At 67.0% G+C, this 23,233-nt stretch carries 20 protein-coding genes and 1 pseudogene; 12 read left to right on the top strand and 9 right to left on the bottom strand.

Annotation, left to right across the window (positions count from 1 at the left end; translation table 11 throughout):
- Positions 1–71: 71 nt before the first annotated feature.
- Positions 72–1,064 (bottom strand): alpha/beta fold hydrolase, encoded by a 993-nt coding sequence (locus tag RAM80_RS10225; RefSeq protein ID WP_416426260.1) that lies wholly within the window; start codon positions 1,062–1,064, stop codon positions 72–74.
- Positions 1,065–1,248: 184 nt separating this feature from the next.
- Positions 1,249–1,830 (bottom strand): annotated as a pseudogene (locus RAM80_RS10230) (5-methyltetrahydropteroyltriglutamate--homocysteine S-methyltransferase); the annotation flags it as partial.
- A 120-nt stretch (positions 1,831–1,950) separates the two neighbouring features.
- Between RAM80_RS10230 and metR the strand changes: the two are divergent.
- On the top strand, positions 1,951–2,868 hold the full coding sequence (gene metR / locus RAM80_RS10235) for a transcriptional regulator MetR (RefSeq protein WP_416426261.1): 918 nt from the start codon (positions 1,951–1,953) through the stop codon (positions 2,866–2,868).
- Positions 2,869–2,961: 93 nt separating this feature from the next.
- On the opposite strand, the gene RAM80_RS10240 is transcribed toward metR, so the two are convergent.
- Entirely contained in the window at positions 2,962–3,360 is a 399-nt protein-coding gene (locus tag RAM80_RS10240) for an NUDIX hydrolase (RefSeq protein WP_416426262.1), read from the bottom strand.
- A 187-nt stretch (positions 3,361–3,547) separates the two neighbouring features.
- Here RAM80_RS10240 and RAM80_RS10245 point away from each other — a divergent pair, with 187 nt between their 5' ends.
- A complete protein-coding gene (locus RAM80_RS10245) occupies positions 3,548–7,834 on the top strand; it encodes a DEAD/DEAH box helicase (protein ID WP_416426264.1) in 4,287 nt (1,428 codons plus the stop codon).
- 67 nt (positions 7,835–7,901) lie between these two features.
- Here RAM80_RS10245 and RAM80_RS10250 read toward each other — a convergent pair whose 3' ends face one another.
- Positions 7,902–9,227 (bottom strand): APC family permease, encoded by a 1,326-nt coding sequence (locus RAM80_RS10250; RefSeq protein WP_416426266.1) that lies wholly within the window; start codon positions 9,225–9,227, stop codon positions 7,902–7,904.
- A gap of 97 nt (positions 9,228–9,324) precedes the next feature.
- Complete coding sequence (locus RAM80_RS10255; RefSeq protein ID WP_416426267.1) at positions 9,325–10,143, bottom strand: carbon-nitrogen hydrolase family protein; 819 nt, start codon at positions 10,141–10,143, stop codon at positions 9,325–9,327.
- 179 nt (positions 10,144–10,322) lie between these two features.
- On the opposite strand from RAM80_RS10255, the gene RAM80_RS10260 reads away from it, so the two are divergent.
- Genes RAM80_RS10260 through RAM80_RS10270 form a run of 3 tightly spaced genes read left to right on the top strand, consistent with a single transcriptional unit; the run spans position 10,323 to position 13,026 of the window.
- A complete protein-coding gene (locus RAM80_RS10260; RefSeq protein ID WP_416426268.1) occupies positions 10,323–11,114 on the top strand; it encodes a response regulator transcription factor in 792 nt (263 codons plus the stop codon).
- A 33-nt stretch (positions 11,115–11,147) separates the two neighbouring features.
- Positions 11,148–12,758: an FMN-binding glutamate synthase family protein gene (locus RAM80_RS10265; protein WP_416426269.1), complete on the top strand. Its 1,611-nt coding sequence runs from the start codon at positions 11,148–11,150 to the stop codon at positions 12,756–12,758.
- Between the two features lie 40 nt (positions 12,759–12,798).
- The gene (locus RAM80_RS10270; RefSeq protein ID WP_416426270.1) at positions 12,799–13,026 is read left to right on the top strand and encodes a YheU family protein; all 228 of its coding nucleotides are present in this window, start codon (positions 12,799–12,801) and stop codon (positions 13,024–13,026) included.
- An 87-nt stretch (positions 13,027–13,113) separates the two neighbouring features.
- On the opposite strand, the gene csrA is transcribed toward RAM80_RS10270, so the two are convergent.
- The 3 genes from csrA to RAM80_RS10285 form a co-directional block, all read right to left on the bottom strand.
- Entirely contained in the window at positions 13,114–13,314 is a 201-nt protein-coding gene (gene csrA, locus RAM80_RS10275; protein WP_416426271.1) for a carbon storage regulator CsrA, read from the bottom strand.
- 179 nt (positions 13,315–13,493) lie between these two features.
- Positions 13,494–13,826, bottom strand: a complete 333-nt coding sequence (locus tag RAM80_RS10280) for a YnfA family protein (RefSeq protein ID WP_416426272.1) — start codon at positions 13,824–13,826, stop codon at positions 13,494–13,496.
- Positions 13,827–13,899: 73 nt separating this feature from the next.
- Positions 13,900–14,712, bottom strand: a complete 813-nt coding sequence (locus RAM80_RS10285; RefSeq protein ID WP_416427447.1) for an SDR family oxidoreductase — start codon at positions 14,710–14,712, stop codon at positions 13,900–13,902.
- A gap of 262 nt (positions 14,713–14,974) precedes the next feature.
- Here RAM80_RS10285 and RAM80_RS10290 point away from each other — a divergent pair, with 262 nt between their 5' ends.
- The gene (locus tag RAM80_RS10290) at positions 14,975–16,114 is read left to right on the top strand and encodes an OpgC family protein (protein ID WP_416426273.1); all 1,140 of its coding nucleotides are present in this window, start codon (positions 14,975–14,977) and stop codon (positions 16,112–16,114) included.
- On the opposite strand, the gene nadA is transcribed toward RAM80_RS10290, so the two are convergent.
- Positions 16,111–17,169 carry a quinolinate synthase NadA gene (gene nadA / locus RAM80_RS10295; protein ID WP_416426274.1) on the bottom strand — a complete coding sequence of 353 codons (1,059 nt, stop codon included), beginning with the start codon at positions 17,167–17,169 and terminating at the stop codon, positions 16,111–16,113. The genes RAM80_RS10290 and nadA overlap by 4 nt on opposite strands.
- 464 nt (positions 17,170–17,633) lie before the next feature.
- On the opposite strand from nadA, the gene RAM80_RS10300 reads away from it, so the two are divergent.
- Genes RAM80_RS10300 through RAM80_RS10325 form a run of 6 tightly spaced genes read left to right on the top strand, consistent with a single transcriptional unit; the run spans position 17,634 to position 23,231 of the window.
- Positions 17,634–18,659 carry a glycosyltransferase gene (locus tag RAM80_RS10300; protein ID WP_416426275.1) on the top strand — a complete coding sequence of 342 codons (1,026 nt, stop codon included), beginning with the start codon at positions 17,634–17,636 and terminating at the stop codon, positions 18,657–18,659.
- Positions 18,659–19,783 (top strand): NAD(P)/FAD-dependent oxidoreductase, encoded by a 1,125-nt coding sequence (locus RAM80_RS10305; RefSeq protein ID WP_416426276.1) that lies wholly within the window; start codon positions 18,659–18,661, stop codon positions 19,781–19,783. Before RAM80_RS10300 ends, RAM80_RS10305 begins: the two co-directional genes overlap by 1 nt.
- Complete coding sequence (locus RAM80_RS10310) at positions 19,767–21,251, top strand: hypothetical protein (protein ID WP_416426277.1); 1,485 nt, start codon at positions 19,767–19,769, stop codon at positions 21,249–21,251. Before RAM80_RS10305 ends, RAM80_RS10310 begins: the two co-directional genes overlap by 17 nt.
- Entirely contained in the window at positions 21,248–22,045 is a 798-nt protein-coding gene (locus RAM80_RS10315) for a pyridine nucleotide transhydrogenase (RefSeq protein WP_416426278.1), read from the top strand. Before RAM80_RS10310 ends, RAM80_RS10315 begins: the two co-directional genes overlap by 4 nt.
- Positions 22,036–22,878: a sugar phosphate isomerase/epimerase family protein gene (locus RAM80_RS10320; RefSeq protein ID WP_416426280.1), complete on the top strand. Its 843-nt coding sequence runs from the start codon at positions 22,036–22,038 to the stop codon at positions 22,876–22,878. The genes RAM80_RS10315 and RAM80_RS10320 overlap by 10 nt, the downstream gene beginning before the upstream one ends.
- The gene (locus RAM80_RS10325; protein WP_416426281.1) at positions 22,875–23,231 is read left to right on the top strand and encodes an EamA family transporter; all 357 of its coding nucleotides are present in this window, start codon (positions 22,875–22,877) and stop codon (positions 23,229–23,231) included. The genes RAM80_RS10320 and RAM80_RS10325 overlap by 4 nt, the downstream gene beginning before the upstream one ends.
- Positions 23,232–23,233 lie beyond the last annotated feature (2 nt).

Here is a 23,233-nt window from a genome sequence, read left to right on the forward strand (position 1 = left end):
GGGAGCTGGCTTGCCAGCGAGCTTTTGGCGGCCTGGACAGCTCGCTGGCAAGCCAGCTCCCACCCGGGTTTCTACAACCCCGCCACCGGCGCGTCGTGCAGTTTCTGTGCATCCAGGTAGGGCAACACCGCCGCCAGCAACGGCGCCTTGAACGCTTCCTGGAACCGGTGCGCCAACCCCGGAATCAGCTTCAGCTCGCTGCCACGGATATGCGCCGCCAGGTGCACGCCGTGCATCACCGGCAGCAACGGGTCGGCCGTGCCATGCACCACCAGGGTCGGCACCCGCAGGCTGTCCAGCAGCGTCACCCGGCTGGGCTCGGCGAGTATCGCCAAAATCTGCCGCTTCACGCCCTCGGGGTTGAACGCGCGGTCGTAGGACACCGCCGCCTGGTGCAGCAGCACCTGGCGGTCGTCCACCACGTCCGGGCTGCCCAGCGCCGCCAGCAGGTCGGCCTGCTGCTCGATGGCCACCTCGCGGTTCGGCGCGCCACGCCGGGCCAGCAGTTGCAGCAGCGCCGGGCTGGGCATGGGCAGGCCGGGGTCACCGGAGCTGCTCATGATCAGCGTCAGGCTCTCGACCCGCTGCGGCGCCATGGCCGCCATGTGCTGGGCGATCATGCCACCCATGCTCGCGCCCAGCAGGTGAAAGCGGCCCACGTGCAGCGCGTCCATCAGGCCCAGGCCGTCGTTGGCCATGTCGGTCAGGCTGTAGGGCGCCGACACCGGCAGGCCGAGCTTGTAGCGCAGCACCTCGAAGGTCAGGTTGACGCTGTCGGGGGCCTGGGCCCAGCTGGACAGGCCGACGTCGCGGTTGTCATAGCGAATCACCCGGAAGCCCTGCTCGCACAGCGCCACCACCACCTCGTCGGGCCAGTGGATGAGCTGCCCGCCCAGGCCCATCACCAACAGCAACGCCGGGTCGGAGTCGCGACCGATGCTTTGGTAGGCCAGGTTGACGTCCTTGAGCAGTGCGTGACGCACCGGGACGTTTACATCACAGCTAGACGCCGCGAAAGAAGAAAGGCTGCACAACAGCGCCGCCAGAAACAAAATTGCCCGCATGAAAAACACCACAAACGCAGATCCCCAGTAGAGCGCGAGTGTGATGAACTTCGTGCGGGCGCGCTGCCACAGTTCAGTGACAGTTTGATGAACCTCGCTGAATGGTCGCTCAGCTGGTGATGTGGCAGGCATGCCCGGCGGGGCGCAGGTCGGGCAGCAGGGCGCCCAGGTCGGCCAACCAGCGCGCACCTGACAGCCACAGGTTTTCGCCGAAGCGCCGGCGGGCGGGCTGCAATTGTGCCTGCACCGCTTCCAGCTCGCAGCACCACAGGTCGGCGCCATCGATGGCCACCGCCAGGGACAGCACCTTGTAGCTGGGCACTCGGTCCAGCACCGCGGTCAGCTGCTCGGGGGCGCTGGCCAGGTCCACGTGCAGGCCGTCCACCGGCAGGTGCGCGGCCAGGCCGAGGTTGTCCTGCAGCGCGCCGCCGTAAGTGGCCAGCAGCTTCTTCAGCGGCGAATACTGGAGGATGTGGTAGGCGCGCTCGAAGGCGCTCTTCCAGGCCTGGGGCAACGCCTGGGTTAGGATCAGCTCGTCGATCTGCACCCACTCCACGCCCAGGCGCGCCAGGCGCACCAGGATCTCGCCGTACACCGGCAGCACCACTTCCAGGCGGCTCAGCGCGCGGACGTCGCTGCCGTTGGCCTGGTCCAGCCACAGATAGCTCAGCGGCCCCATCAGCACCGGCCGTGGCATCTCGCCGCGCGCCCGGGCCTGTTCGACCTCGTCCAGCAGGCGTTGGGTGTAGAACGACAGGTCGTGTGGGGTGGCGTTGGCCATGGTGCAGTACTCCGTATTCGATGGGCGCATTATCGACATTCGGTACAACATGAGACAAACTCAATCTATTCGTGTTGATCACAAGAAATTTTCATAGAGGCGCTCATGCTGGAAATCCGACACCTGAAAACCCTGCACGCCTTGCGCGAGGCCGACAGCCTGGTGGAAGCGGCCGAGCGCCTGCACCTGACGCAATCGGCGCTGTCGCACCAGTTCAAGGAGCTGGAAGAGCGCCTGGGCCTGCCGCTGTTCATGCGCAAGACCAAGCCTATCCGCTTCACCAGCGCCGGCCTGCGCCTGCTGCAATTGGCCGACGCCACCCTGCCGCTGCTGCGTGGCGCCGAGCGCGATATCGCGCGGCTGGCCGGCGGCACCGCCGGGCGCCTGCACATGGCCATCGAGTGCCACAGCTGCTTCCAGTGGCTGATGCCCACCATCGACCAGTTCCGCGACGCCTGGCCGGAAGTGGAACTGGACCTGGCCTCGGGCTTCGCCTTCGCGCCGCTGCCGGCCCTGGCCCGTGGCGACCTGGACCTGGTGGTGACCAGCGACCCGCTGGAGCTGCCGGGCATCACCTACGTGCCGCTGTTCACCTACGAGGCCATGCTGGCGGTGGCCAACCAGCACGCGCTGGCCAGCAAGCCGTACATCGTGCCCGATGACCTGGCCAGCGAGACCCTGATCACCTACCCGGTGGAGCGCGACCGCCTGGACATCTTCACCCGCTTCCTGGAGCCGGCCGACGTCGAGCCGGCCCAGGTGCGCACCTCGGAGCTGACGGTGATGATGATGCAGCTGGTGGCCAGCGGCCGCGGCGTGTGCGGCATGCCGCACTGGGCGCTGCATGAATACAGCTCGCGCGGCTACGTGAAGGGCAAGCGCCTGGGCGAGAAAGGCCTGTTCGCCACGCTGTACGCGGCGGTGCGCGCCGACATGCTCGACGCGCCGTACATGCGCGACTTCCTGCTGACGGCCAAGGACACCTCGTTCTCGACCCTGGATGGGGTCAGCGCGGTGCGCTGATTACGTTGTAGCCGCTGCCGCAGGCTGCGCTGGCCCTCGTTTGCACAGGAGATTTTCAGCGAGGCTCAGGGCCAGCGCAGCCTGCGGCAGCGGCTACAGGGCAGTGTAAATCGGCAGTATGTGGTCACGGGTCAGGGGCGCCAGCTTCAGCTGGGCATGGCTGTCGCCATCCACCCATACCGCCTCTTCGATCTCGGCAGCGATGGTCACCGGCCCCGCCACGTCGACGCGGAACAGCTCGCAGCGCACCTCGAAGCCCGGCTCGTTGGCCGCCAGTGCGCTGAAGGCGCCCAGGTACTGCGCCTGGGCAGCGTCGATGCGCACGCCCAGTTCCTCGTCCAGTTCGCGGGCCAGGGCATGCACCGGCTGCTCGCCGGGCTCGATCTTGCCGCCAGGCTGCATGAACGCCAGGGTGTTGCGCTTGCGCACCAGCAGAGTCTTGCCGTCGGGGCCGATCAGCAGGGCGGCGGCGATGTGGATGGTACGGTTCATGGCGGCTCCCAAAAAACCGCGAAGTATACGCGGCTCGTCTCGGGACTCAATCACGGCGACTACCGGCCGCCCGCGCGGCCTTTCGCGGGTAAACCCGGCTCCTACATTTTGTTGCAACGTGCCATGGCCTGTTGGAAAGGTGTCGGCGGTGGTTGCAACTTGCAGCCAGCGAGGGCATCAATACTGAATGAACCTGCCTGCCTCCGACGACCCGGCGCTCGACGGTTTCCACCCCGCCGTGCGTGCCTGGTTCCAGCACACCTTCCCGGCCGTGACCCCGGCCCAGGCGCGCGCCTGGCCATTGATCAAGGCTGGCGAATCGCTGCTGGTGGCCGCACCCACCGGTTCGGGCAAGACCCTGACGGCGTTCCTGGCGGTGATCGACGACCTGGTGCAGCTGGGCGACGCCTTGCCCGAGCAGACCCTGGTGGTTTACGTGTCGCCGCTCAAGGCGCTGTCCAACGACATCCAGATCAACCTGCAACACCCCCTGGCCGGCATCGGCGAGCAACTGCAGGCCATGGGCCTGCCGCCGGTGCCGATCCGCACGGCGGTGCGCACTGGCGACACCCCGCAGAAAGAGCGCGCGGCCATGCGCAAGCAGGCGCCGCACATCCTGGTCAGCACTCCGGAATCGTTGTATGTGCTGCTGGGCTCGGCCTCGGGGCGCAAGATGCTCGGCAACGTCGGCACGGTGATCGTCGACGAGATCCACGCCGTGGCCGCCAGCAAGCGCGGCAGCCACCTGGCGCTGAGCCTGGAGCGCCTGCAGGCGTTGTGCCCGGCGCCGCTGCGGCGCATCGGCCTGTCGGCGACGCAGCAGCCCATCGAGCGCGTGGCGCGGTTCCTGGTGGGGCACGAACGGCCGTGCGCCATCGTCGACATCGGCCATGCCCGTCCCCGCGACCTGGCCATCGAGGTGCCGCCGGTGCCGCTGGGCGCAGTGATGGCCAACGACGTGTGGCTGCTGGTCTACGACCGCCTCGCCGAACTGAGCCGCCAGCACCGCACCACGCTGATTTTCGTCAACACCCGGCGCCTGGCCGAACGCCTGGCGCGGCATTTGAGCGACCGCCTGGGCCGCGACGCGGTGGCCGCCCACCACGGCAGCCTGGCCAAGGAACAACGGCTGGACGCCGAACAGCGGCTCAAGCGCGGCGAGCTGCGGGTGCTGGTGGCCACCGCCTCGCTGGAGCTGGGCCTGGACATCGGCGACGTCGAACTGGTGTGCCAGATCGCCTCCCCGCGCTCGATCTCGGCGTTCCTGCAAAGAGTAGGACGCTCGGGCCACCAGGTGGGCGGCACGCCCAAGGGCCGGCTGTTCGCCACCTCGCTGGATGACCTGATCGAATGCGCGGCGCTGCTCGACTGCGTGCGCCGCGGCGAGCTGGATGTGCTGCACGTGCCCAGGGCGCCGCTGGACGTGCTGGCCCAGCAGATCATCGCCGAGGTCAGTTGCCAGGAATGGCACGAAGACGCGCTGCTGGCACTGATGCAGCGGGCCATGCCCTATGCGCAGCTGGACCCGGCCCATTATCAGGCGCTGCTGCGCATGCTCGCCGAGGGCTACAGCGGCCGCCAGGGCGTGCGCGCCGCCTACCTGCACCGCGACGCGGTCAGCGGCACCCTGCGTGGCCGCCGCGGCGCGCAGCTGACCGCGGTCACCAGCGGCGGCACCATCCCCGACAACGCCGACTACAGCGTGGTCCTGGAGCCCCAGGGCCTGAACGTGGGCAGCGTCAATGAAGACTTCGCGGTGGAAAGCATCGCCGGCGACATTTTCCAGCTCGGCAACACCTCGTACCGCATCCTGCGCATCGAGACCGGCCGGGTGCGCGTGGAAGACGCCCAGGGCCAGCCGCCGAACATTCCATTCTGGCTGGGCGAGGCGCCGGGGCGCAGCGACGAACTTTCGCTGGCGGTGGCGCGCCTGCAAGGGCACATCGACGCCCGCCTGGGCGCCCTCGACGGCCAGCTGCCGGCGTTGATCCAGCAGCTGCAGGCCGAGCTGGGCCTGGGCGCCGACAGCGCCGAACAACTGGTGGATTACCTGGCCCGCACGCGCAACGCCCTGGGCGCCCTGCCCTCGCGCGACACGCTGATCATGGAGCGTTTCTTCGACGAGTCCGGCGGCACCCAGCTGATCATCCACACGCCGTTCGGCAGCCGCATCAACCGCGCCTGGGGCCTGGCGCTGCGCAAGCGCTTCTGCCGCACCTTCAACTTCGAGCTGCAGGCGGCCGCCAGCGAAGACGCCATCGTGCTGTCGCTGTCCACCAGCCACAGCTTCGCCCTGGACGAGGTGTGGCGCTACCTCAACAGCAACAGCGCCGAACACCTGCTGATCCAGGCCGTGCTCGACGCGCCGCTGTTCGGCGTGCGCTGGCGCTGGACCACCGGCGTGGCCCTGGCGCTGCCGCGCTACACCGGTGGGCGCAAGGTGGCGCCGCAGGTGCAGCGCATGAAAAGCGAAGACCTGATTGCCACCGTATTTCCCGACCAGATCGCCTGCCTGGAAAACATCGTCGGCGAGCGCGAGATTCCCGACCACCCGCTGGTGGAACAGACCCTCGACGACTGCCTGCACGAGGCCATGGACAGCGAAGGCTGGCTGGCCCTGCTGCGGCGCATGGAACAGGGCCAGGTGCGGCTGATCAGCCACGACCTGCCGGCACCCTCGCCGCTGGCCGCGGCGATTCTGAATGCCCGACCCTATGCGTTTCTCGACGACGCGCCGCTGGAGGAGCGCCGCACCCAGGCGGTGCTCAGCCGCCGCTGGCACGAACCCCAGGCCGCCGACGACCTGGGGGCGCTGGACGCCGAGGCGATCACCGCCGTGGCCGCCGAAGCCTGGCCTGCGCCCCACAGCCTTGACGAGATGCACGAAGCGCTGATGCAACTGGCCGCCATCAACAGCCACGAAACCGCCGGCCAGCCCCACTGGCAAGGCTGGCTGCAGGCCCTGGCGGCGGGCGGCCGCGCAACGCTGATGGACGCCGGCAACGGCCAGCTGCTGTGGCTGGCGGTGGAGCGCCTGCCGCTGCTGCAGGCGCTGTACCCCGCCGCACACTGCACGCCGGCCTTGCAGCCGCTGCCCGGCTTCGACGAGCCCTGGGCCAACGACGCTGCCTGCCAGGAACTGCTGCGCGCGCGCCTGAGCGGTTTCGCGCCGCTGCGCCTGGGGGAAATCGCCGGGCCGCTGAACCTGCCGCTGCCCCAGGTGGAGCAGGCGCTGGCGCGGCTCGAAGGCCAGGGCTACCTGCTGCGCGGCCAGTTCCGCCCCGGGCTGCGCGACAGCCAGTGGTGCGAGCGCCACCTGCTGGCGCGCATCCATCGCTACACGGTCAAGCGCCTGCGCCGGGAGATCGAGCCGGTCAGCCTGCAGGACTTCATGCGCTTCCTGCTCGACTGGCAGCACCTGGGCAGCAGCACCCGCCTGCAAGGCCAGGCGGCGCTGGGCCAGGTGCTCGACCTGCTGGAGGGCTACAGCGCGCCGGCCGGCGCCTGGGAAAGCGACCTGCTGCCCTGCCGCCTCAAGGGCTACAGCGGCCAATGGCTGGACGATGCCTGCCGCACCGGCAAGACCCTGTGGACGCGCCTGGCCGCCAGCGGCAAGGCGCTGACCGCGACCTTGCGCAGCACGCCCATCGTGTTGCTGCCGCGGGCGCGGGCCAACCTGTGGCGCGGCCTGTCGCCGGCAGTGGGCGTGGATGAACTGTCACCGCGGGCGCGCAAGGTGCACGAGGTGCTGGGGCAACACGGCGCACTGTTCTTCGACGAACTGGGCAGCGACGCGCACCTGCTGCGCAGCGAGCTGGAAACCGCCCTGCAGGAGCTGGTGTCGGCGGGCATGGTGAACGCCGACAGCTTCGCCGGCCTGCGCGCGCTGATCACCCCCGCCAGCAAACGCCAGGCCCGCAGCCCCCGGCGCGGGCGCGGCGCGTTCATCGGCGGCATGGACGACGCAGGGCGTTGGGCGCTGCTGCGGCCAGTCGGCAATGACGAACGTGACCCGCTGGAAGAGGTGGCCATGACCTTGCTGCGCCGCTATGGCGTGGTGTTCTGGCGGTTGCTGGAGCGCGAGGCCGACTGGCTGCCCAGCTGGCGCGAGCTGCTGCGCACCTACCATCGGCTGGAGGCGCGCGGCGAGATACGCGGCGGGCGTTTTGTCAGCGGCCTGGCGGGTGAGCAGTTCGCCCTGCCCGAGGCCATTCCGGTGCTGCGCGAGGTACGCAGGCGGCCCTTGGACGACAGCCTGGTGGCCATCAGCGCCAGCGACCCGCTGAACCTGGCCGGCACCTTGCTGCCCGGCGCCAAGGTGCCGGCCATCAGCGGCAACCGCCTGGTGCTGCGCGACGGCTTGCCGGTGGCGGCGATCGTCGCCGGCAAGCCGCAATATTGGGAACCCGAAACCCCAGCGCTGCGCGCCGCGTTGCTGCACAGTGTGGGAGCTGGCTTGCCAGCGAGCTGTTGAGGCCCGGAAAATCTCGCTGGCAAGCCAGCTCCCACAAAGCCGCGGTATTTGTCATGAACGGTGCGTGTCAAGCCGCTTCCTGGAAATCCATCTCCGGCGGCTGGCGGCGCAGGCCGCCGGTCAGCACCAGCAGGTACACGCAGCCCAGCGCCAACCAGCTGACGCCGAGGATGATCGCCAGGTGGTCGAGGCTGATCATCAGCCACAGGTCCGCCAGCAGGCCGATCAACGGGCACAACAGGAACAGCAGCACTTCTCGCGGCCCGCGTTTGTCGCCGTTGATCCAGTAATGGAAGATCACCGACAGGTTCACCAGGCTGAAGGCCAGGAAGGCGCCGAAGTTGATGAACGAGGTGGAGGTGGTCACGTCCATTTTCAGCGCCAGCAACGCCACCACGCCGCACAGCAGGATGCTGTTGACCGGCGTGCCGAAGCGCTCGCTGAGCCTGCCGAAGAACGCCTTGGGCAACACGCCGTCGCGGCCCATGGCAAACAACAGCCGCGAACCGCTGGCCTGGGCCGACAGCCCCGAGGCGAACTGGCCGACGATCAGGCCAATCATGAATATCGACACGAACAGGTCGCCACCGATGTTGCGGGCAATCTCATAGGCCGCCGAGTCGACGTTGTCGAACACGAACGAGGGGTGCGCCAGCTGCACGAAGTACGACACCGCCACGAAGATCAGCCCGCCAATCAGGGTGATGAGCATGATCGCCCGCGGGATGGTGCGGCGCGGGTCACGGGTCTCCTCGGTGAGGGTGCTGACCGCATCGAAGCCCAGGAACGAGTAGCAGGCGATGGCCGCGCCGCTCATCACCAGGGGCATCTGCATGTCGCCGTTGAAGAACGGCGCCAGGGTCCACAGCGGCGTGCTGGCGTCACCGGCGACGTAGTGCACGGCCAGCGCGACGAAGGCCACCAGCACCAGGAACTGCACCAGCATCAGCAGCGCGTTGACGGTGTTGGCCAGCTTCAGGCCCACGCAGTTGATCAGGCTGGTGACGCCGATGAACGCCAGCACCCACAGCCACTGCGGCACGGCGGGGAACGCCGAGCCCAGGTAGGCGGCGCCGATCAGCCAGATGGCCATGGGCAGGAACAGGTAGTCCAGCAGCACCGCCCAGCCGGCGAGGAAGCCCAGCTTGGGACTGATGGCCTTGCGCACGTAGCTGTAGGCCGAGCCGGCCACCGGGAAGGCCGCGGCCATGCGCCCGTAGCTCATGGCGGTGAAGAACATCGCCACCAGTGCCGCCAGGTAGGCGGCCGGCACCATGCCGGCGGTGGACTGGGCGAGGATGCCGAAGGTGCCCAGGACGATGATCGGGGTCATGTAGGCGATGCCGAACAGCACCACCGAACCCAAGGAAAGGGTGCGTTGCAAACGAGCCATGTACGACTACTCCGCGAATTATTGGATTTATGGCAGAACCGAGGTCGGCAAAAACAGTGGGCGGCGGGCCTCTGCGGGCCCGCGCGCCAAGGGTGGATCAGCGCGGGATCAGCAACTCGCGCAGGCCGTTGGCATGCTCGACCACCTCACCGGGCAGGCGCAGGCGCTGGTCGTCCAGGTAGCGGTAGTCCTTGCGCGCGGCTTGCAGGCGGGCCAGGTCGAGCTCGACGCTGAACTGCTGCTCGTCGCGCCCGGCTTCTTCAAGCAGGGTGCCGAACGGGTCGACCAGGGCGCTGCCACCGGCGAACACCAGGCCGCCGTCGCCGTTGCCGACACGGTTGACCATCAGCGCGAACGCCTGGTTTTCCTGGGCACGGGCCATGATCGCGGTGCGGTGGGTGGGGCCGTAGGGGTCCATGTTGCCGTTGGTGACGATGATCAGTTCGGCGCCCAGTTGCCCCAGGGCGCGGGCGCTTTCCGGAAACTCGATGTCGTAGCAGATCAGCAGGCCCACGCGCACGCCCTGCCACAGGGTGGTGGCGAAGCGGTCACCGGCGCTGAACACGCCACGGTCCGAGGCCCAGAGGTGGGTCTTGCGGTACTTGAGGGCGATGCCTTCGGGGGTGATCAGCAGCGTGGTGTTGTAGAACCTTCCCTGGTCGTGCTCGGCCACGCCAATCACCACGGCGATGTCGCGCTCGCGGGCAGCCTGCTCGATGGCGCGCACGGTGGGGCCGTCCAGCGGCTCGGCGACGGCGGCCACGGTGTGGGCGGAGGGGAAGCCCATCAGGTGGGTTTCCGGGAACACCACCAGGCGAGTATCCTCGGCGCACGCGGCAATGGCCGCCAGGGCGCGCTCCAGGTTGTACGCGGTGGCATTGTCCTGGCCAGCCAGCTGGGCAAGTTCGACCTTCATGGGTTCTCCTTGTTGAATAACGAATTCCCCGTAGCAGCGGCCGCAGGCCGCGTCACTGCCAACGCCGTGGTGGCGCCGGACGCCGCCTGGCGGCAGCTGCTACGGGATTGAGCCAGTATGCGCAGCACAACCCCGCCAGGGGAATTACGCAGCCGGGGTAACCCGATAGGGGTAGTTGCATGAGTCTTTCGCTGGACGACGTGGCCTGGCACCGGGCCGTCGGGCAATTGATCGAGGGCCTCGACAAGGCTAATTTCTGGACCCGCCTGGTGCGCCTGCTGGGCGAGTACGTCAGCTTCGACAGCTGGGTGGCGCTGCTTTTCAGCAGCAACCAGCGGCCGGTGGTGTTCGCCGAGTGCCCGGGCGAGGACGGCAGCCCCGACCAGCTGTTCCAGGACTACCTCAAGGGCCTGTACCTGCTGGACCCGTTCTACATCGCCAGCCGCGAGCCTACCCCCGACGGCCTGTACCGCCTGGCCGAGGTGGCGCCCGAGCATTTCGAGCTGACCGAATACTACCAGCGCTACTTCCGCCTGAACGTGGTGGCCGACGAGATCCAGTTCAACTGCCGCATCAACGCCGACCGCACCCTGTGCCTGTCCCTGGGCAGCACCCAGCGCTTCGGCAATGAGCAGATTGCCCTGCTGTCGCTTGTCCAGCCGTGGGTGCTGGCACTGCTGCGCCAGCGCCTGGCGTTCGAGGACAGCAACCCGCCCGCGGTGGCCGCCGCCCCGGACTGGCGGGTGCAGCTGGAGGCCTCGGTGCAGCAGCTCAAGGGCGCGCAGCTCACCGCACGCGAGCTGGACGTGGGCCGGCTGATGCTCAGCGGCTGCTCCAGCAAGGAGATCGCGCGCAAGCTGGATATTTCGGTGGAAACCGTAAAGGTGCACAAGAAACACATGTACAGCAAGCTGGGCATCAAGTCGCAATCCGAGCTATTTTCCATATTCCTGCAGGCCCAGAACACCTGAGCCTGACATGTACTGGTCACCCGGGGATATTGCATGAGCCTGTCGCTGTTGAGCCGCTACGCCTTCTTTGCCGCCTGTGTCCTGTTCACCCTCGCCTGCATGCCGTTCATGCAGCACGACTGGCTGTGGCCGTTCGCGTTCGGCAGCGGCGTGCTCAGCCTGATCGGCATTTTCGACCTGCTGCAGACGCCGCACGCGGTGCGCCGCAACTACCCCATCCTGGGCAATATCCGCTACCTGGTGGAGGGCATACGCCCGGAGATCCGCCAATACCTGCTGGAGTCCGACAGCGACGCCCTGCCCTTCTCCCGCGCCCAGCGCTCGCTGGTGTACGCCCGAGCCAAGAACGAGACCGCCGACAAGCCCTTCGGCACCCTGATCGACGTGTACCACCCCGGCTTCGAGTTCATCGGCCACTCCATGCGCCCGGCGCCGCTCAGCGACCCGGCCAGCTTCCGGGTGATCATCGGCGGGCCGCAGTGCACCCAGCCCTACTCGGCGTCGATCTTCAACATTTCCGCCATGAGCTTCGGCGCCCTCAGCGCCAACGCCATCCGCGCGCTGAACCAGGGCGCCAAGCTGGGCAACTTCGCCCACGACACCGGCGAGGGCAGCATCAGCCCATACCACCGCGAGCACGGCGGCGACCTGACCTGGGAGCTGGGCAGCGGCTACTTCGGCTGCCGCACCAGCAGCGGCCTGTTCGACCCGGAGAAATTCGCCGTGCAGGCCCGCGAGCCGCAGGTGCGCATGATCGAGATCAAGATGAGCCAGGGCGCCAAGCCCGGCCATGGCGGCATCCTGCCCAAGCACAAGGTCACCCGCGAAATCGCCGACACCCGCGGGGTGATGATGGGCGAGGACTGCGTGTCGCCGTCACGCCACTCGGCGTTCTCCACGCCCATCGAGATGATGCATTTCATCGCCCAACTGCGCGAACTGTCCGGCGGCAAGCCGGTGGGGTTCAAGTTCTGCATGGGCCACCCGTGGGAGTTCATGGGCATCGCCAAGGCCATGCTGGAGACGGGCATCCTGCCGGACTTCATCGTGGTGGACGGCAAGGAAGGCGGCACTGGCGCCGCGCCCGTGGAGTTCACCGACCACATGGGCACGCCCATGCGCGAGGGCCTGCTGTTCGTGCACAACACCCTGGTGGGCATGAACCTGCGCGACAAGATCAAGCTGGGCGCCAGCGGCAAGATCGTCAGCGCGTTCGACATCGCCAGCGTGCTGGCCATCGGCGCCGACTGGGCCAACTCGGCGCGCGGCTTCATGTTCGCCATTGGCTGCATCCAGTCGCAAAGCTGCCACACCAACAAATGCCCCACCGGCGTCGCCACCCAGGACCTGCTGCGCCAGCGCGCCCTGGTGGTGCCGGACAAGGCCAACCGGGTCCTCAACTTCCACCACAACACCCTCAAGGCGCTGGCGGAAATGCTCGCCGCCGCCGGCCTGGTGCACCCCTCGCAGCTGGAAGCCAAGCACCTGGTGCGGCGCATGTCGGCCACCGAGGTGAAGCTGTTTTCCCAGCTGCATGTGTTCCTCAAGCCCGGTGAGCTGCTGAGTGGCGAGGTCAGCGGCGAGTTCTACCAGCGCATGTGGGCCATGGCCCGCGCCGACAGTTTCGAGCCGAATGCCATTTGACCCGCGTGGTAAGATGCCATGACATTTTGCGAGAGCTGCCATGCTGATTCCCCACGACCAACTGTCGCCCGAGACCCTGACCCTGCTGATCGAGGACTTCGTCACCCGCGACGGCACCGACAACGGCGACGAGACGCCGTTGCAGACCCGCGTGGAGCGGGTGCGCCACGCCCTGGCGAAGGCCCAGGCCTTCATCGTGTTCGACCCCGAGAGCCAGCAGTGCACGCTGATGCTCAAGCACGATATTCCCAAGGAGCTGTTCGACTGAACAGCCGTGCCGGCCATGTGGGAGCCGGCTTGCCGGCGAGCTTTTAGCGCCTCAACAGCTCGCTGGCAAGCCAGCTCCCACAGGCTGTCAACCTGGGTGCATCACCGCCGCTGCTTCGCGCGCCGTCTGCGCCATGATGCGCCGGTACACTTCGGCACGGTGAATCTCGATGTGCTTGGGCGCCTGGATGCCAAACCGCACCTGGTTGCCCCGCACCTCGATAATTTTTACCCAGATGTCATCGCCTATGGCAATGGCCTCGCCCACCGATCGCGTCAATACCAGCATCGTCCAACCCTCACGCTCATTGAATGAACCCTGAGACTGCGCCGGGTATTGACCGCTATCAATGCTTACGGATCAAAACAGGATCGCCCTACAAGCTTTGTCGACTTTGCCTACAGAAAAGTCTGAGGAAATGCCGTAGGAACGAACCAAATCACACCAATTCGAACGCCATTCAACCCTTATGAACTGTGCAGTTTCGGGCCCCACAGGATGATGCTTGCGCCGATCACGCACAGCACCGCGCCGAGCCAGTCGCTACCGGCCGGGCGCACCCGCTCCACCAGCGCCAGCCAGGCCAGCGAGGTCACGATGTACAGGCCACCGTAGGCGGCGTAGGCACGCCCGGCGTAGGCAGCTTCAACGCGGGTGAGCAGCAGCGCGAAGCAGGTCAGGCTGAGCAATGCGGGCACCGTCCACCAGGCGCTCTTGCCCAGGCGCAGCCACATATAGAAGGCGTAGCAGCCGGCGATTTCGAAGACCGCCGCCAAAAAGAACCACAGATAGTTGAGCACAGCGCCTCCCGGGTAGAAAAAAGCCCGGGCGTCTGGCCCGGGCTTTTCAAGGATACTCAGGATAGCGCCGTGGTTACGAGCCCTGCCGCGCCTTGGCGCGCATTTTCTCCGCCATGCTCGCCATCTCGTCGTACAGCGCCTGCGGGTGCTGCTGCTTCAACGCCCAGGCCTGGCGCCCCTGCTCATGTGGGAGGATCATGAACACACCCTGCGCCACCTGCTGGTAAACGTAATCGGCAATGTCGGCCGCGGTGATCGGCGAGCTTTCCAGCAGCTTGCCCACCTGCACCTTCATGGCCGGGGTAGGCCCGCGGAACGAGTCGAGCAGATTGGTCTGGAAGAACGACGGGCACACCACGTGCACCCCCACTTCCTGCTGGCGCAGTTCCACCAGCAGGCTTTCCGACAGCGCCACCACGCCCGCCTTGGCGACGTTGTAGTTGCTCATGGCCGGCCCCTGCATCAGGGCTGCCATGGAAGCGATGTTGATGATCGTGCCCTTGCTCTTCTCCAGCAGCGGCAGGAAGGCCTTGCAGCCCTTGACCACGCCCATGAGGTTGATTGCTATCTGCCAGTCCCAGTCTTCCAGCTGCAGCTCGCTGAAGAAGCCGCCCGACGCCACGCCGGCGTTGTTGACGATGACGTCGATGCCGCCCAGTTTCTCCTCGCAGGCCTGGGCCAGGGCCGTGAGCTGGCTGTAGTCGCGCACGTCGCAGCGCTGCACGAAGCCGTCGCCGCCCGCCTCGCGCACCAGCTTCAGCGTTTCTGCCAGGCCCGCCTCGTTGACGTCAGCCAGCGCCAGGTGCCAGCCCTCACGGGCCCAACGAAGTGCGATCTCGCGGCCCAGGCCCGAGCCGGCGCCAGTGATCATCATGCGATTGTGCATAGCCAATGCCCTGTGTTCCTTGAATGGTAGAGGCCAGTCTAGTGAAGGAAGCGGCCAGGCTCATGCACCATCAGGTTAGTGAATGGGTGATGCAAACATTCGTTTTGCGACGCTTTTGTGACATTCGGTAATAACCCGGTTTTGCATTCGCCGGCAAAAAACGCGACCCTCCCCGCCGCTGATCGGTCGTCATGCTTCACGCGGAACCTGCCTGCCGAATGCCTATCCTTATTCCATCACCTTTCGTTCAAGGCCACTCATCATGATCACTCGCCGCGACCACCGCATCGACTTCTATCGAGGGCTGGCGTTGATCTTCATTTTCTGGGATCACATACCGCAAAACCCGCTCGCCAACTTCACCGCGCGCAATTTCGGCTTCAGCGACGCGGCGGAGATCTTCGTGTTCCTGGCCGGTTACGCGGCGGTGCTGGCCTACGGCAAGATCGCCCTGCGCAGCGGCTACCTGATCGCCACGGTGCGCATCCTGCGCCGCGCCTGGGTGCTGTACATCGTGCACATCTTCCTGCTGGTGCTGCTGATGGGCATCATTTTCGTCGCCAACAGCCATGTCGAGACCCGCGACATGATCCAGGAGATGAACCTCAACTACTTCATCCTCAACCCCCAGCAGGCGCTGGTGGATGAGCTGCTGCTGCGCTTCAAGCCCAACCTGATGGACCCGCTGCCGTTGTACATCGTGTTGCTGGCGGGGCTGCCGCTGGTGCTGCCGGTGCTGATCAAGCACACGGGGCACGCGGTGGGCGTGTCGCTGGCGGTGTATGGCCTGACCCAGTGGTTTGGCTGGAACATTCCCGCCCACGGCAACGGCCTGTGGTATTTCAACCCCTATGCCTGGCAGGCGCTGTTCGTGCTGGGTGGCGCCGCGGCCCTGCACGCCCAGGCGCCGCAGGTGGCCGCTACCCGGCCGCTGCGCCAGCAGCCGCTATTCATGGCCTGCGCCATCGCGCTGGGCGTCAGCGCGGTGGTTGCGCTGAGCTGGAAGTGGCCGGCGTTGCACGACGCCTTCATGCCCACCTGGATCGCCGAGCGCCTGTACCCCATCAGCAAGACCAACCTGGCGCCGGTGCGCCTGCTGCACTTCCTGGCGCTGGCCTATTGCGTGGGCAAACTGGTGCCGGACGGTGCGTGGGTGCAGCACTGGCTGGTGCAGAGGGTGGCGATGATGGGCCGCTATTCGCTGGAGATCTTCTGCCTGAGCGTGCTGCTGGCGCCGCTGGCGGACATGGCCAACGCACTGGGCGATGACCGCCTGCCCATGCAGGTTGCCACCGCGTTGGCGGGCCTGGGCCTGATGCTGGCCCTGGCGCAGTGGCTGGACTGGAACAAGCGGCTGACCAGCCCGGCGCCGGTGGCGACGGGCGTGCCCAGCCGGGCTTAGGCGTTGCCGGACAGTTTCATCCGCGCCGCCTGGGTGAAGTCGAGCATGCGCTTGAGCGGCCGGATGGCCTGGGGAATCAGCGCCGGGTCGACGAAGATTTCATTGCGGCCCTCGCGCAGCGCCGTCAGCGTGCGCTCCAGGGTGTTCATGGCCATCCACGGGCAGTGCGCGCAGCTGCGGCAGGCGGCGCCGTTGCCGGCGGTGGGGGCTTCGACGAAGATCTTGTCCGGGCACAGCTGCTGCATCTTGTAGAAGATGCCGCGGTCGGTGGCGACGATGAAGGTCTTGTTCGGCAGGCTCTGGGCGGCGGCGATCAGCTGGCTGGTGGAACCCACCGCGTCGGCCAGTTCGATCACCGATTCCGGCGACTCGGGGTGCACAAGGATGGCGGCGTCCGGGTACAGGGCCTTCATGTCGGCCAACTGGCGCCACTTGAACTCTTCGTGAACGATGCACGAACCGTCCCACAGCAGCATGTCGGCGCCAGTCTTTTTCTGGATGTAGCGGCCCAGGTGCTTGTCCGGACCCCAGATGATGGTCTCGCCGTTGTCCATCAGGCTTTCGACGATTTCCAGCGCGCAGCTGGAGGTCACCACCCAGTCGGCGCGCGCCTTCACGGCAGCCGAGGTGTTGGCGTACACCACCACGGTGCGCTCGGGGTGCTGGTCGCAGAACGCCGAGAAATCCTCCACCGGGCAACCCAGGTCCAACGAACAGGTGGCGTCCAGCGTGGGCATCAGCACGCGCTTTTCCGGGGTAAGGATTTTCGCCGTCTCGCCCATGAAGCGCACGCCGGCCACCACCACGGTCTTGGCCGGGTGGTTCTTGCCGAAGCGGGCCATTTCCAGGGAATCGGACACGCAACCGCCGGTTTCCTCGGCCAGGGCCTGGATCACCGGGTCACAGTAGAAATGCGCGACCAGCACGGCGTCCTGAGCCTTGAGCTCGGCGGCGATGGCGGCACGGTAGTCGGCTTCCTGCTCGGCTGTCAGCGGCTTGGGCTGCTTGGCATCGAGGTGGGCCTGGACCAGAAGGCGTTCGGAAATCTGCGTCATTATTGTCAAGACCTGCAGGCGCTTGTGCGCGAAAGTCGAGTATACCACCCGGGCTTACGCGAGCCTGGGCGTTGTTTCCCTGGTGGTACAAACCGCCGGGCCGGGGAAGGCTACAGCCAATGATGTGATTTCCAAAGATTTTTTTACCGGGTGCGGGCACCCTTGGCCGCCGCTGACGACGGATGGTGGCAGCAGCCTGGCACTTTTCATCTTGCCCCTGTAGCCAAGGGCCCGCCACTTGCGCTAGCCTCGGCTGTAACAGGATGTTTAATCAAGGGCTCCCTGCCCTGCTGCGTTACGCCCATGACAGGCGCCCGGGCACTCCCCCGCCGCTGCGCGTCGTGGGTTGCCATGGCGGTAGCTTGCCTGCCTCGCCCTTTGCCTGCGTCCCCCCCCCACTCTGCCTTCGCCCAGCCCATTCCCCGGGCTGTTTTCGTCGTCCTGTCGAAAAGAGAACCTCCATCATGGCCCAGGCCCCAAGCTTCCTGTCGGTGGTGTTTGTCGTGCGCAACCACGCCGACGCACTCGAAACCTTGCTGCTGGACGCCACCGCCGTGGTCAGCACCATGGTGCGCGACTACGAGCTGATCGTGGTCGACAACGCCTCCACGGACGCCAGCATCGCCATGCTCAAGACCCTGACGGCCGAGGCCGGTATCGCCAACCTGCAGGTCTACGCCCTGACCAAGGAGGTGGACCTGGACACCGCCTCATGGGTGGGGGTAGAGAACGCCCTGGGCGACCACGTGGCGGTGATCGACCCCATGACCGATGACATTCACTACCTGCCCCACCTGTTGGACCAGGCGCGCCAGGGCGCCGACGTGGTGTTCGTCTACAACGAGCAGCGGCCGCGCCAGGGCCCGCTCTACCGCCTGGCGTTCCGGGCGTTCCACTGGTGGTACCAGCGCTTCAACGGCATCAACCTGGCCCGGGAGGCGCCGCCCTATCGATTGATGTCCCGGGAAGTCATCAACTTCATCCTGCAGCACCCCAAGCCGGTGATCGGCTACCGCCACCTGCCGGCCACCGGCGGCTTCGCCCGCGCCAACCTGCGCTACAGCGAACCGCCCAGGCCCCAGCGGCGCAAGCGCCTGCGCGACAACGTCGACCGCGGCGTGGGCCTGTTGCTGTCCACCACACGCGCGCCCATGCGCGTGGTCACAGCCTTGTCGTTGTTCGGCGCGGTGACCAACCTGATGTATTGCGTGTACGTGGTGGGCATCGGTTTCTTCAAGGCCGACGTCGCCCCGGGGTGGGTGAGCCTGTCGTTGCAGCAGTCGGGCATGTTTTTCCTGATATCCCTGGTGCTGATGGTGCTGGGCGAGTACCTGATGAACATGGCCGGGGCCGCCCAGCAGGGGCCCGTGTGCCACGTGGCGCAGGAATTCACCAGCGCGCGCATGACCCGCCGCGACCACCTGAACATCGAGGAAGCCGTGGCCGGCCCCGCCGAGAGCACCGTGGTCGTCAGCGGACGGTTTTCGTGATGGCGGGCAACGACGAGGCGTTCGATGCGGTGGTCATCGGCGGCGGTTTCTACGGTTCGGCCATCGCCGTGTACCTGGCGGCCCAGCGCGGCCTCAAGCGCGTGCTGCTGGTGGAGCGCGAGGCAGCGCTGATGCAGCGCGCCTCGTACAACAACCAGGCGCGGGTGCACAACGGCTATCACTACCCGCGCAGCTACACCACCGCCTACCGCAGCCGGATCAACCTGCCGCGCTTCGTGCAGGACTGGCCCGGCGCGGTACGGCAGGACTTCACCAAGCTCTACGCCATCGCCCGGCAGAACTCCAAGGTCACTGCGCGCCAGTTCGAACGCTTCTGCCACGACATCGGCGCGGCCATCGAGCCGGCGCCCGCGCACCTGCGCGGGCTGTTCGAGCCGCGCCTGATCGAGCAAGTGTTCAAGGTGCAGGAGTACGCGTTCGACACCCGCCACCTGGCCGATTGGGCGCTGCACGAACTGCAGCGCCAGGCCGTGCAGGTGCACTACCGCACCCGTGCCACGGCCATTGAGCGCCAGCCCGGGCCGGCCCTGCGGGTGCACTTGCACCACCACGGCGGCACCGGCAGCAGCGTACGCTGCCGCTACGTATTCAACTGCACCTACAGCGGCACCAATCAACTGGGCGGCGACTTTCCCGGGGTGAGCACCGGGCTCAAGCAGGAAATCACCGAAATGGCGCTGATGGCCATGCCACCGGCGCTGGCCGGGTTGGGCATCACGGTGATGGACGGGCCGTTCTTCTCATTGATGCCGTTCCCCGCGCGCGGGCTGCACACCCTGTCCCACGTGCGCTTCACCCCGCACCTGCACTGGCAGGACCAGGCCGGGCTGGACCCCTACGGCAAGCTGCACGACTACCAGGCCGTGAGCCGCGTGGAACGCATGGTGCGTGACGTGGGGCGCTACATCCCGGCGGTGTTCGACGCCCGGCCGGTGGACTCGCTGTATGAGGTCAAGACCGTGCTGCAACGCAACGAAGGCGACGACGGCCGGCCGATCCTGTTCGAACGGCACGCCACGTTGCACGGCTGCTACTCGGTGCTGGGCGGCAAGATCGACAACCTCTACGACGTGCTGGAGAAGCTCGATGACGAAATACTTTGACCTGCCCAGGGTGTGCACGCTGCTGGCCCTGCTGGTGCTGGCGAGCATCTTCCTGACGCTGGCGAGCCGCTCGGTGTGGCTGGACGAGGCGATGCTGCTGAAGAACATCATCGCCATCGACAACCCGGCCGATTTCGCCGCGCCCCTGCCCTATTACGACCAGGCTGAGCCGGTGCTGGCGTCGGTGTTCTTCAAGGCGATGACGGCGGTCTTCCATTACGACATCCGCGCCCTGCGCCTGTCCGTGCTGGGGCTGTCGCTGTTGCTGGTGGCGCCGGTGGCGCTGCTGTTTCGCCAGCAGCGCTGGGGGTTGTTCGTGTTCCTGGTGGCGCTGATCGGCAACTCGTTTTCCACCGGTTTCCACTTCACCGAGCTCAAGTTCTACTTCCTGGAAATGAGCGGCAGCTTCCTCGCCATCCTGGCGATCCGCGAGGCAGAGGAGCACCAGGACATCTACTGGACGCTGCTGGTGGCCGCGCTGGTCAGCCTGCTGGGGTTCTCCACGCTGATCATCGCCGGTGGCCTGCTGGCCTATGCCTGCCTGTGGTTCGTGACCCGCGACGACGGCCGCCAGCGCGGCTACAAGATCGGCGGCTTCCTGCTGGCCAGCGCCTGCGTGGCGCTGTCGTACCTGTACATGAAGTACCTGACCATGTACCAGTTGGGCAACTACAACAGCTACGCCGCCAGCAGCCACCTGGACGCCCTGAAGGATGTGGTGCGCGCGCTGCTGGGCGCCTACGGCAAGGCGCTGATGACGGTCTCGGTGGTGGCCAGCCTGGCCCTGCTCAGGTACGGCCAGCGCGACTACCTGTACCGGGTGAACCAGTTCTTCTGCGCCCTGGTCGTGGTGGTGCTGGTAGGCAAGGTGGCGGGCTTCTACCCTGCCGTCTACCCGCGCCACGTGATCTGGCTGGTGCCCCTGAGCCTGGTAATTTCCACCTTCGCCATTGTCCGCTTCAGCACAAGCTCGCGCCTTGGCCTGAAAGTGCTGGGCTGGGCGCTGTTCGCGGTGCTGGGGCTGCAGGCCGCCAAGGCCTGCTACAACAACCTGGAGGGCGAGAACTACCAGTACACCGACAACAACCGCCTGTACCAGTACATCTCCGGCATGCCGCCCAGCGATATCCTGGTGCACCCCAACGCCGAGCCGTCGCTGGAATACTACCGGTTGATCGACCCCGGCCTGAACCAGCAGCGCTTCATCACCAGCCTCGACGAGAGCACCCACCGCCGCGACCCCAACCAGGAGATGGTGGCCATGGCCGCCGACGTCGACCGCCTGTTCGCCGAGCGCCCCGGCGACTCGGTGTACTTTCTTACCTCGCACCTGGACCTGCAGCCCGGCGAGACCGGGGTAGGCAACCTGATGCAGCGCGCCCTGGACCGCTACCACTGCAGCTACACCTCGGTGCTCAGCGTCACCGATGCCGAACTTCTTCACCTCAACTGCCGAGGCACTCCATGAACAGCACCCGCCACGGGCTGATCGGCCATACCGGTTTCGTCGGTTCCACCTTGCTGCGCCAGGCCCGGTTCGACGCCTGCTACCGCTCCACCACCATCGCCGATATCGAGCATGAGCAATTCGATACCCTGGTGTGCGCCGGCGCCCCGGCGCAGAAGTGGCTGGCGAACCGCGACCCCGCAGGCGACCTGCGGGCGATCGACACCTTGATCCACCACCTGTGCACCGTGCGCTGCAAGGTGTTCGTGCTGATCAGCACCGTGGATGTGTTCGCCCATCCCATTGGCGTGGATGAAAGCAGCCCGGTGGACGAGCAGGGCCTGCAGCCCTACGGCCTGCATCGGCGGCGCCTGGAGACTTTCGTGGCCGGGCACTTTCCCCGCCACCTGATCGTGCGCCTGCCCGGCCTGGTCGGGCCAGGGCTGCGCAAGAACGTGGTGTACGACCTGCGGCACGACAACAACCTGGCGGCCGTGGACAGCCGCGGGGTGTTCCAGTTCTACCCCATGGTCAACCTCTGGCACGACATCCAGGTGGCGCTGCAGGCCGGGCTGTCGCTGGTGCACCTGTGCGCCGCGCCCATCAGCGTGGCGGACCTGGCGTGGCAAGGCTTTGGCCGCGCGCTGGAGCAGCACCTGCCGCCGCCGCCGGCCCGCTACGACCTGCGCAGCCGCCACGCGCAACTGTACGGCGCCAACGGCCCCTACCCCTACAGCGCCCGCGATACCCTGCTGGCCGTGCGCGCCTATGCGCAATCCGAACCGTCCCTGGCGGCGAGCGAGGCATGCCCATGAGGCTGGCCATCTCCAACATCGCCTGGGACCGGCCCCACGACAACGCCGTCAGCCTGTTGTTGCAGCGCCTGCAGGTGGATGCCATCGACGTGGCGCCCGGCAAGTACTTTGCCGACCCGGCACGCACCAGCGAAGCCCAGATCGCCCAGGTGCGCCGCTGGTGGCGCGCCCGTGGCGTGCAGATCACCGGCATGCAATCGCTGCTGTTCGGCACCCAGGGCCTGAACCTGTTCGGCGGGCGCGACAGCCAGGCAGCGATGCTGTTGCACCTGGCGGCGGTCTGCCGTATCGCCGCGGGGCTGGGCGCCAGGCGCCTGGTCTTCGGTTCGCCGAAGAACCGCGACCGCAGCGGCCTGGACGACCAGCAGAGCCTGGAGATTGCCTGCGACTTCTTCTGCCGCCTGGGGGATATCGCCCACGACCACGGGGTGATCATCTGCCTGGAGCCGAACCCCGCCTGCTACGGCGCCAACTTCATGCTCACCAGCGCCGAGACGGCGCGCGTAGTGCGGCGCGTGGCCCATGGCGCCATCCGCATGCAACTGGATACCGGGGCCCTGACCCTCAACGGCGAGGACCCGGCGCAGGTGCTGCACGACTGCGCCGACTTGATCGGCCATGTGCACGCCAGCGAACCCCACCTGCTGCCCCTGGGCGATGGCACTACCGACCACGCGCGGATGCGCCAGGCCTTGCGCACTCACCTGCCCGGGCACGTGGTGACCATCGAGATGCTGACCCAAGCCGGCGCGCCACCGCTGCCGGCGATCGAACGCGCGCTGCTGGCGGCGAGCCGTCATTACCGCCACATGGGAAACGGGGTGAGCGCATGAAATGGGCAATTTTGATCCTGGGCATCCTGTCCAACGCCTCGGCCAGCGTGCTGGTGAAGATGGCGATGATGCCACCGCGGCGTTTTCCGTCCCTGGCCGAGCCGCTGCAAGCGCTGGCCAACTGGCCGTTCTGGCTGGGCCTGGCGCTGTATGGCAGCGCCTTCCTGCTGTATGCCGCAGCCCTGGCGCGCCTGCCGTTGAACGTGGCGCACCCGGTGTTGACGGCGGGCGCGGTGGCCACCGTGGCGCTGTCCTCGGTGCTGTTCCTGCGCGAGCCTTTTCATTGGACCACCGGTGCCGGGGTCTTTCTGGTGATCGCCGGCGTGGCGCTGATTACCGCGCGCGTGGCCTGAGT

The sequence above is a fragment of the Pseudomonas sp. App30 genome, from assembly GCF_047947025.1.
Classification (GTDB): Bacteria; Pseudomonadota; Gammaproteobacteria; order Pseudomonadales; family Pseudomonadaceae; genus Aquipseudomonas.

Excerpts from the sequence above, each read along its gene's own strand:
- RAM80_RS10225 (WP_416426260.1), bottom strand. The coding sequence starts at position 1,064 with ATGCGGGCAATTTTGTTTCTGGCGGCGCTGTTGTGCAGCCTTTCTTCT.
- metR (WP_416426261.1), top strand. The coding sequence starts at position 1,951 with ATGCTGGAAATCCGACACCTGAAAACCCTGCACGCCTTGCGCGAGGCC.
- RAM80_RS10240 (WP_416426262.1), bottom strand. The coding sequence starts at position 3,360 with ATGAACCGTACCATCCACATCGCCGCCGCCCTGCTGATCGGCCCCGAC.
- RAM80_RS10245 (WP_416426264.1), top strand. The coding sequence starts at position 3,548 with ATGAACCTGCCTGCCTCCGACGACCCGGCGCTCGACGGTTTCCACCCC.
- RAM80_RS10250 (WP_416426266.1), bottom strand. The coding sequence starts at position 9,227 with ATGGCTCGTTTGCAACGCACCCTTTCCTTGGGTTCGGTGGTGCTGTTC.
- RAM80_RS10255 (WP_416426267.1), bottom strand. The coding sequence starts at position 10,143 with ATGAAGGTCGAACTTGCCCAGCTGGCTGGCCAGGACAATGCCACCGCG.
- RAM80_RS10260 (WP_416426268.1), top strand. The coding sequence starts at position 10,323 with ATGAGTCTTTCGCTGGACGACGTGGCCTGGCACCGGGCCGTCGGGCAA.
- RAM80_RS10265 (WP_416426269.1), top strand. The coding sequence starts at position 11,148 with ATGAGCCTGTCGCTGTTGAGCCGCTACGCCTTCTTTGCCGCCTGTGTC.
- RAM80_RS10270 (WP_416426270.1), top strand. The coding sequence starts at position 12,799 with ATGCTGATTCCCCACGACCAACTGTCGCCCGAGACCCTGACCCTGCTG.
- csrA (WP_416426271.1), bottom strand. The coding sequence starts at position 13,314 with ATGCTGGTATTGACGCGATCGGTGGGCGAGGCCATTGCCATAGGCGAT.
- RAM80_RS10285 (WP_416427447.1), bottom strand. The coding sequence starts at position 14,712 with ATGCACAATCGCATGATGATCACTGGCGCCGGCTCGGGCCTGGGCCGC.
- RAM80_RS10290 (WP_416426273.1), top strand. The coding sequence starts at position 14,975 with ATGATCACTCGCCGCGACCACCGCATCGACTTCTATCGAGGGCTGGCG.
- nadA (WP_416426274.1), bottom strand. The coding sequence starts at position 17,169 with ATGACGCAGATTTCCGAACGCCTTCTGGTCCAGGCCCACCTCGATGCC.
- RAM80_RS10300 (WP_416426275.1), top strand. The coding sequence starts at position 17,634 with ATGGCCCAGGCCCCAAGCTTCCTGTCGGTGGTGTTTGTCGTGCGCAAC.
- RAM80_RS10305 (WP_416426276.1), top strand. The coding sequence starts at position 18,659 with ATGGCGGGCAACGACGAGGCGTTCGATGCGGTGGTCATCGGCGGCGGT.
- RAM80_RS10310 (WP_416426277.1), top strand. The coding sequence starts at position 19,767 with ATGACGAAATACTTTGACCTGCCCAGGGTGTGCACGCTGCTGGCCCTG.
- RAM80_RS10315 (WP_416426278.1), top strand. The coding sequence starts at position 21,248 with ATGAACAGCACCCGCCACGGGCTGATCGGCCATACCGGTTTCGTCGGT.
- RAM80_RS10320 (WP_416426280.1), top strand. The coding sequence starts at position 22,036 with ATGCCCATGAGGCTGGCCATCTCCAACATCGCCTGGGACCGGCCCCAC.
- RAM80_RS10325 (WP_416426281.1), top strand. The coding sequence starts at position 22,875 with ATGAAATGGGCAATTTTGATCCTGGGCATCCTGTCCAACGCCTCGGCC.